The following is a 5135-nucleotide window of genomic DNA, read 5'->3' as shown; positions in this document are numbered from 1 at the left end:
CCGGCCGGCCGGGCCATCGCCGTCGATCCCAGCCGTCACGCCATGGGCCAGCTGTTCTGGCTCGACGCCAGCGCGCCAAGCTGACCGGGCCTTTCCGGTCTATCGCCGCCTGGCCGTCGCCTGGACGTGGGCGGGGCGATCAAGGGCGAGGTGCGGGCCGATCTCTATACCGGCAGCGGCGACGCGGCCGGCGTCGAGGCCGGCCGGGTGCGCCACGCCCTGAAGCTGGTGCGCCTGATCCCCGTGCCGAAGTCCTGAACCATGAGCCGGCGCACGCCTGATCCGGATGAGCTCCGCCTCTGGGGCTTCGTCACCTCGACGGTGCGTGAGCGGCTGGGCGACAAGGTCGCCAAGAAGCGGACCAAGGCCCAGATCCGCCCGGCCAAGCCGGTCAAGGTCAAGGGCCCGCAGCCGACCCATCTGGCCTCGATCGCTCCGCTGCGCATCGACCCCGCCGACCTCAAGCCCGCCACCCTCCGCGTCTCCAAGACCGCGCCCGGCCATATCGAGCCCAATCGCCGCAAGCGGCTGATCAAGGAGCATGACCCGATCGGCGCCCGGCTGGACATGCACGGCTTCGACCAGGAACAGGCCCGTCCGCCCTCGAGGGCTTCATCCGCCGCGCCCATGCCGACGGCCACCGCGCCGTGCTGGTGATCACCGGCAAGGGCAAGATTTGGTCACGGGGTGCTGAAGAAGCGCACGCCGGAATGGCTGGCTGATCCGTCCCTGCGCGAGATGATCGCCGGGGTGTCGCAGGCCGACATCCGCCACGGCGGCGAGGGCGCGCTCTATGTGGCGCTGAAGCGGCGGGTCGGTCTGTGACGACGCTAGGCCTCTACACGTTCTTTTGCGAGTTTAGAGGCGGCTTTTATATCAGCCAGGTTCGCGCCCTGGACGAGATCGGCGCCTTACGGGCATGGGCGGCGAATCTGGTTGCGCGGAAAACCGATCCCTCGGGTCTCACATATCGTCGCTCGCAATGCGCTCAAAGAACTTGAAATCATCGATGAGGTGCTCGGCATGCGACTGCCGCCGACTCCCATCGACGGGATTAGCGACACTTGGTGCTCGTCCGCCTCCTGCGGCCGGACTTGGCTATGATCTATTTCGTAAGGACAGCCGAGCTGGCCTAAACGACTAAGATGGCCGCGACGCCTTCTCGGCCAGTCCCGACGTCCCCTCGCGGGCCGCAAGCTTTTCGGCCACGGCGTCGAGCGAGACGCCGGAGGCGGCCAGCAGCACCAGCCAGTGATAGAGCAGGTCGGCGCTTTCCGCCGCCAGGGCGTCGGGGCCCTGGGCGACGGCGGCGATCACGGTCTCGACGGCTTCCTCGCCCAGCTTCTTGGCGGCGAGGGCCGGATCGTTCAGCAGCTTGGCGGTGTAGGAGGCGGTCGGGTCGCCGCCCTTGCGGGTCTCGATGGTGGCGGCCAGGCGGCGCAGGGTGTCGAACAGGTCGCTCATGCCGCGCCCTTCAGCTCGTCCAGCCGCACCGGGATGCCGGCGGCGGCCATGGCCCGCTTGGCTTCGCCTATGCTGATTTCGCCGAAGTGGAAGATCGAGGCGGCCAGGACGGCGGCGGCGTGACCCTCGCGGGCGGCCTCGACCAGGTGTTCGGTCTTGCCGGCCCCGCCCGAGGCGATCACCGGCACGTTCACCGCGCCGGTCACGGCCCTGAGCAGCGGGATGTCATAGCCGATCTTGGCCCCGTCGCGGTCCATCGAGGTCAGCAGGATCTCGCCCGCGCCGCGCTCGACCACCTTGGCGGCCCAGTCGACGACGTCGAGGCCGGTGTCCTTGCGGCCGCCATAGGTCCAGACGTTCCAGCCCGAGCCGTCGGGCCGCAGCTTGGCGTCGATGGCCACCACCACGCACTGGGCCCCGAAGGCGTCGGCCCCGGCGGCGATCAGATCGGGGTTCTCGACGGCGGCGGTGTTGGTCGACACCTTGTCGGCCCCGGCCAGCAGCAGGCGGCGCATGTCGGCCACCTCGCGCACGCCGCCGCCGACCGAGACCGGCATGAAACAGACCTCGGCGGTGCGGGAGATCACGTCCAGGATCAGGCCGCGACCTTCGCTGGAGGCGGTGATGTCGAGGAACATCAGCTCGTCGGCCCCGGCCGCGTCATAGGCGCGAGCCTGTTCCACCGGATCGCCGGCGTCGCGCAGGGCGACGAAATTGACGCCCTTGACCACCCGGCCGTCCTTCACGTCGAGGCAGGGGATGATCCGGGTCTTCAGCATCAGGCGGCCGCCACCATCAGGGCCTCGGCGGGCTGGATCGTGCCGGCATAGAGCGAGCGACCGAGGATGGCGCCGGCGATCTTGACGCCAGGACGGGCCTTGAGGCGTTCGATATCGGCCACGGCGGCCACGCCGCCCGAGGCGATCACTGGGATCGAGACCGCATCGGCCAGCTCGCCCACGCCCTCGACATTGACGCCGGTCAGGGCGCCGTCGCGGCTGATGTCGGTGATGATCAGGGCCGCCACGCCGGCGTCCTCGAAGCGGCGCGACAGGTCGATGGCCGACAGTTCCGACAGGCCGGTCCAGCCGTCGACCGCCACCTTGCCGTCGCGCACGTCGACGGCCACGGCGATCTGTTCGGGCCACAGGCGCGCGGCCTTCTTGACCAGTTCGGGATCATGCACGGCGATGGTGCCGAGGATGACGCGGCTGACGCCGGCCTCGATCCAGGCCTCGATGCCTTCCAGGGTGCGGATGCCGCCGCCCAGCTGCACGGGGATCGAGATGGTCTGCAGGATGTCCTGTACGGCCAGGGTGTTGACCGACTTGCCCTCGATCGCGCCGTTCAGGTCGACCACGTGCAGCCACGAGAAGCCGTCCTTGACGAAGCGCTCGGCCTGGTTGGCGGGCGAGGTGTTGAACACCGTGGCCTTGTCCATGTCGCCGTGCAGCAGGCGCACGCACTGGCCGTCCTTCAGGTCGATGGCGGGATAGAGGATCATGGGCGCCATTCCAGGAAGTTGGCGAGCAGGCAAAGCCCTGCGGCTTGAGATTTCTCGGGGTGAAACTGTACGCCGGCCACATTGTCCTTGACCACCGCCGCCGTGAACGGGCCGCCGTGGTCAGTGGTCGCCAGGACGTCGGCCGGATCGGCCGGCGTCAGGGCGAAGGAGTTGGCGTAGTACATGTGGGCGCCGTCGGCGACGCCGGAAAACAGTGGGTGATCGCGGGTCAGTTGGATTGCGTTCCAGCCCATGTGCGGAATGGTCAGGGATGGGTCGCTCGGCGCCAGTTTCCTGACCTCTCCGGCGATCCAGTCCAGGCCCGGCGTGACGCCGAACTCCAGGCCGCGCGTGGCCAGCAGTTGATGGCCGACGCAGATGCCCAGGAACGGCGCGCCCTTGCCGTGGACGGCTTCGTTCATGGCCTCATAGACGCCCGAGGCGTCGAGACCCGCGCGGCACGAGGCGAAGGCCCCGACGCCCGGCAACACCACGCGATCGGCCGCGGCCACGCGGTCGGGATCGGCCGTGACGAGGATGTCGGCGGCGATGCCGCGACGCCGGGCGGCCTCACGCAAGGCCTTCTCGGCCGAGCGGAGGTTGCCCGACCCGTAATCGATCAGGGCGACGGTCTGCATGGGAGAGGTTCCTACAGCACGCCCTTGGTGGAGGGAGCCAGGCCGCCGGTCTTGGGGTCGATCTCGACCGCCTGACGCAGCGCCCGGGCCAGGGCCTTGAACCCGCTTTCGGCGACGTGGTGGGTATTGTCGCCGTACAGGGTTTCCATGTGCACGCACGCCCCGACGTTCATGGCGAACGCGTGGTGGAACTCCTTGAAGAGTTCGGTGTCCATCTCGCCGACCTTGGGCCGCTTGAAGTCGACCTTCCAGATCAGATAGGGCCGGTTGGACAGGTCGATGGCGCAGCGCGTCAGGGTCTCGTCCATCGGGATATAGGCGTGGCCGAAGCGGCGAATGCCCTTGAAACCATCCAGCGCCTTGTTGATCGCCAGACCCAGCACGATGCCGGTGTCCTCGACCGTGTGGTGCATGTCGATGTGCAGGTCGCCCTTGGTTTCGACCTTCAGGTCGAAGCCGCCATGGCGCGCGAAGCTCTCCAGCATATGGTCGTAAAACCCGATGCCGGTGGAGATCGTCGAGGCGCCGGTCCCGTCTAGATCGATCCAGACCCGGATCTGGGTCTCCTTCGTCTCGCGGACCACTTCAGCGGTGCGGGCCATGGTCAGTCCTTCAAAGTCCCTGTTGGGTCGCGAGATCGCGCAAGGAAACCTGCGGGCGCGGACCATAGTGGGCGATCACCTCGGCGGCGGCCAGGGAGCCCAACTGGCCGCAGATCGGCAGCGAGCGGCCCTGGGACAGACCGTAGAGGAAGCCCGCCGCGTATTGGTCGCCCGCGCCGGTGGTGTCCACGACTTTTTCCACGGCATAGGCCGAGATTTCGTGGATCTGACCGCCGGCGATCACCACCGAGCCGTGCTCGCTGCGGGTGACGGCGGCGATGGTCACCTTGTCGGCCAGGGCCTTGACGGCCGCGTCGAAGTCGTCGGTCTCGAACAGGGCGCAGACTTCCGAGGCGTTGGCGAAGACGATGTCGCACTGGGTCTCGATGAAGCCCAGCAGGCCGGCGCGGTGACGTTCGACCACGAAGCTGTCGGACAGGGTGATGGCGATCTGGCGACCGGCGCCATGGGCCAGGCCGGCGGCCTTGGCGAAGGCGCGGCGGGCTTCGGGCGGATCGAACAGATAGCCTTCCAGATAGGAATAGCGCGCCGCCTCGATGATCGCCGGATCGACGTCGGCGCTGGTCAGCTCCACGCAGGCGCCCAGATAGGTGCTCATGGTGCGCTGGGCGTCGGGCGTGACATTGATCAGGCTCTGGGCCGTGGCCGGGCCTCGGCCAGGGCGGGGTGGTGAAGGCGCAGCCGATGGCCTTCATGTCGTGGCGGAAAACACTGCCCAGCTGGTCGTCGGCGACCTTGCCGATGAAGGCGGCCTTGCCGCCGAAGCTGGCGACGCCGGCCACGGTGTTGGCGGCGCTGCCGCCCGAGGCTTCGATCGCCGCGGCCATCACGTCGTACAGGCTGGAGGCCCGCGCCGGGTCGATCAGGGCCATCGAGCCTTGACCAGGCCTTCGCGCTCAAGGAAGG

At 68.4% G+C, this 5135-nt stretch carries 7 protein-coding genes and 2 pseudogenes; 3 read left to right on the top strand and 6 right to left on the bottom strand.

What is annotated here, in order from left to right; translation table 11 throughout:
- The 3 genes and pseudogenes from CSW58_RS06760 to CSW58_RS16140 form a co-directional block, all read left to right on the top strand.
- Positions 1-258: pseudogene (locus tag CSW58_RS06760) on the top strand (3D domain-containing protein); the annotation flags it as partial.
- 3 nt (positions 259-261) lie between these two features.
- Positions 262-657 (top strand): hypothetical protein, encoded by a 396-nt coding sequence (locus CSW58_RS06755; RefSeq protein ID WP_369825102.1) that lies wholly within the window; start codon positions 262-264, stop codon positions 655-657.
- A 30-nt stretch (positions 658-687) separates the two neighbouring features.
- Positions 688-825, top strand: a complete 138-nt coding sequence (locus CSW58_RS16140) for a Smr/MutS family protein (RefSeq protein WP_369825101.1) — start codon at positions 688-690, stop codon at positions 823-825.
- A gap of 315 nt (positions 826-1140) precedes the next feature.
- Here CSW58_RS16140 and CSW58_RS06750 read toward each other — a convergent pair whose 3' ends face one another.
- The 6 genes and pseudogenes from CSW58_RS06750 to CSW58_RS06725 all read right to left on the bottom strand — a co-directional run.
- Positions 1141-1464: a phosphoribosyl-ATP diphosphatase gene (locus tag CSW58_RS06750; protein ID WP_099446775.1), complete on the bottom strand. Its 324-nt coding sequence runs from the start codon at positions 1462-1464 to the stop codon at positions 1141-1143.
- On the bottom strand, positions 1461-2243 hold the full coding sequence (gene hisF / locus CSW58_RS06745; RefSeq protein WP_099446774.1) for an imidazole glycerol phosphate synthase subunit HisF: 783 nt from the start codon (positions 2241-2243) through the stop codon (positions 1461-1463). Before hisF ends, CSW58_RS06750 begins: the two co-directional genes overlap by 4 nt.
- Positions 2243-2977 (bottom strand): 1-(5-phosphoribosyl)-5-[(5-phosphoribosylamino)methylideneamino]imidazole-4-carboxamide isomerase, encoded by a 735-nt coding sequence (gene hisA / locus CSW58_RS06740; protein WP_201721599.1) that lies wholly within the window; start codon positions 2975-2977, stop codon positions 2243-2245. Before hisA ends, hisF begins: the two co-directional genes overlap by 1 nt.
- A complete protein-coding gene (gene hisH / locus CSW58_RS06735) occupies positions 2965-3606 on the bottom strand; it encodes an imidazole glycerol phosphate synthase subunit HisH (protein WP_099446773.1) in 642 nt (213 codons plus the stop codon). The genes hisA and hisH overlap by 13 nt, the downstream gene beginning before the upstream one ends.
- Before the next feature lie 11 nt (positions 3607-3617).
- Entirely contained in the window at positions 3618-4208 is a 591-nt protein-coding gene (gene hisB, locus CSW58_RS06730; RefSeq protein ID WP_099446772.1) for an imidazoleglycerol-phosphate dehydratase HisB, read from the bottom strand.
- 10 nt (positions 4209-4218) lie between these two features.
- A pseudogene (locus tag CSW58_RS06725) lies at positions 4219-5135 on the bottom strand (adenosine kinase); the annotation flags it as partial.

This window comes from Caulobacter sp. B11 (assembly GCF_002737765.1).
In the GTDB taxonomy this organism is placed as follows: domain Bacteria; phylum Pseudomonadota; class Alphaproteobacteria; order Caulobacterales; family Caulobacteraceae; genus Caulobacter.
This window is presented reverse-complemented; position numbering and strand designations above follow the sequence as displayed.

Coding starts and splice junctions, on each gene's coding strand:
- hisB (WP_099446772.1), bottom strand. CDS start 4,208: ATGGCCCGCACCGCTGAAGTGGTCCGCGAGACGAAGGAGACCCAGATC.
- CSW58_RS06750 (WP_099446775.1), bottom strand. CDS start 1,464: ATGAGCGACCTGTTCGACACCCTGCGCCGCCTGGCCGCCACCATCGAG.
- hisF (WP_099446774.1), bottom strand. CDS start 2,243: ATGCTGAAGACCCGGATCATCCCCTGCCTCGACGTGAAGGACGGCCGG.
- hisA (WP_201721599.1), bottom strand. CDS start 2,977: ATGGCGCCCATGATCCTCTATCCCGCCATCGACCTGAAGGACGGCCAG.
- CSW58_RS06755 (WP_369825102.1), top strand. CDS start 262: ATGAGCCGGCGCACGCCTGATCCGGATGAGCTCCGCCTCTGGGGCTTC.
- hisH (WP_099446773.1), bottom strand. CDS start 3,606: ATGCAGACCGTCGCCCTGATCGATTACGGGTCGGGCAACCTCCGCTCG.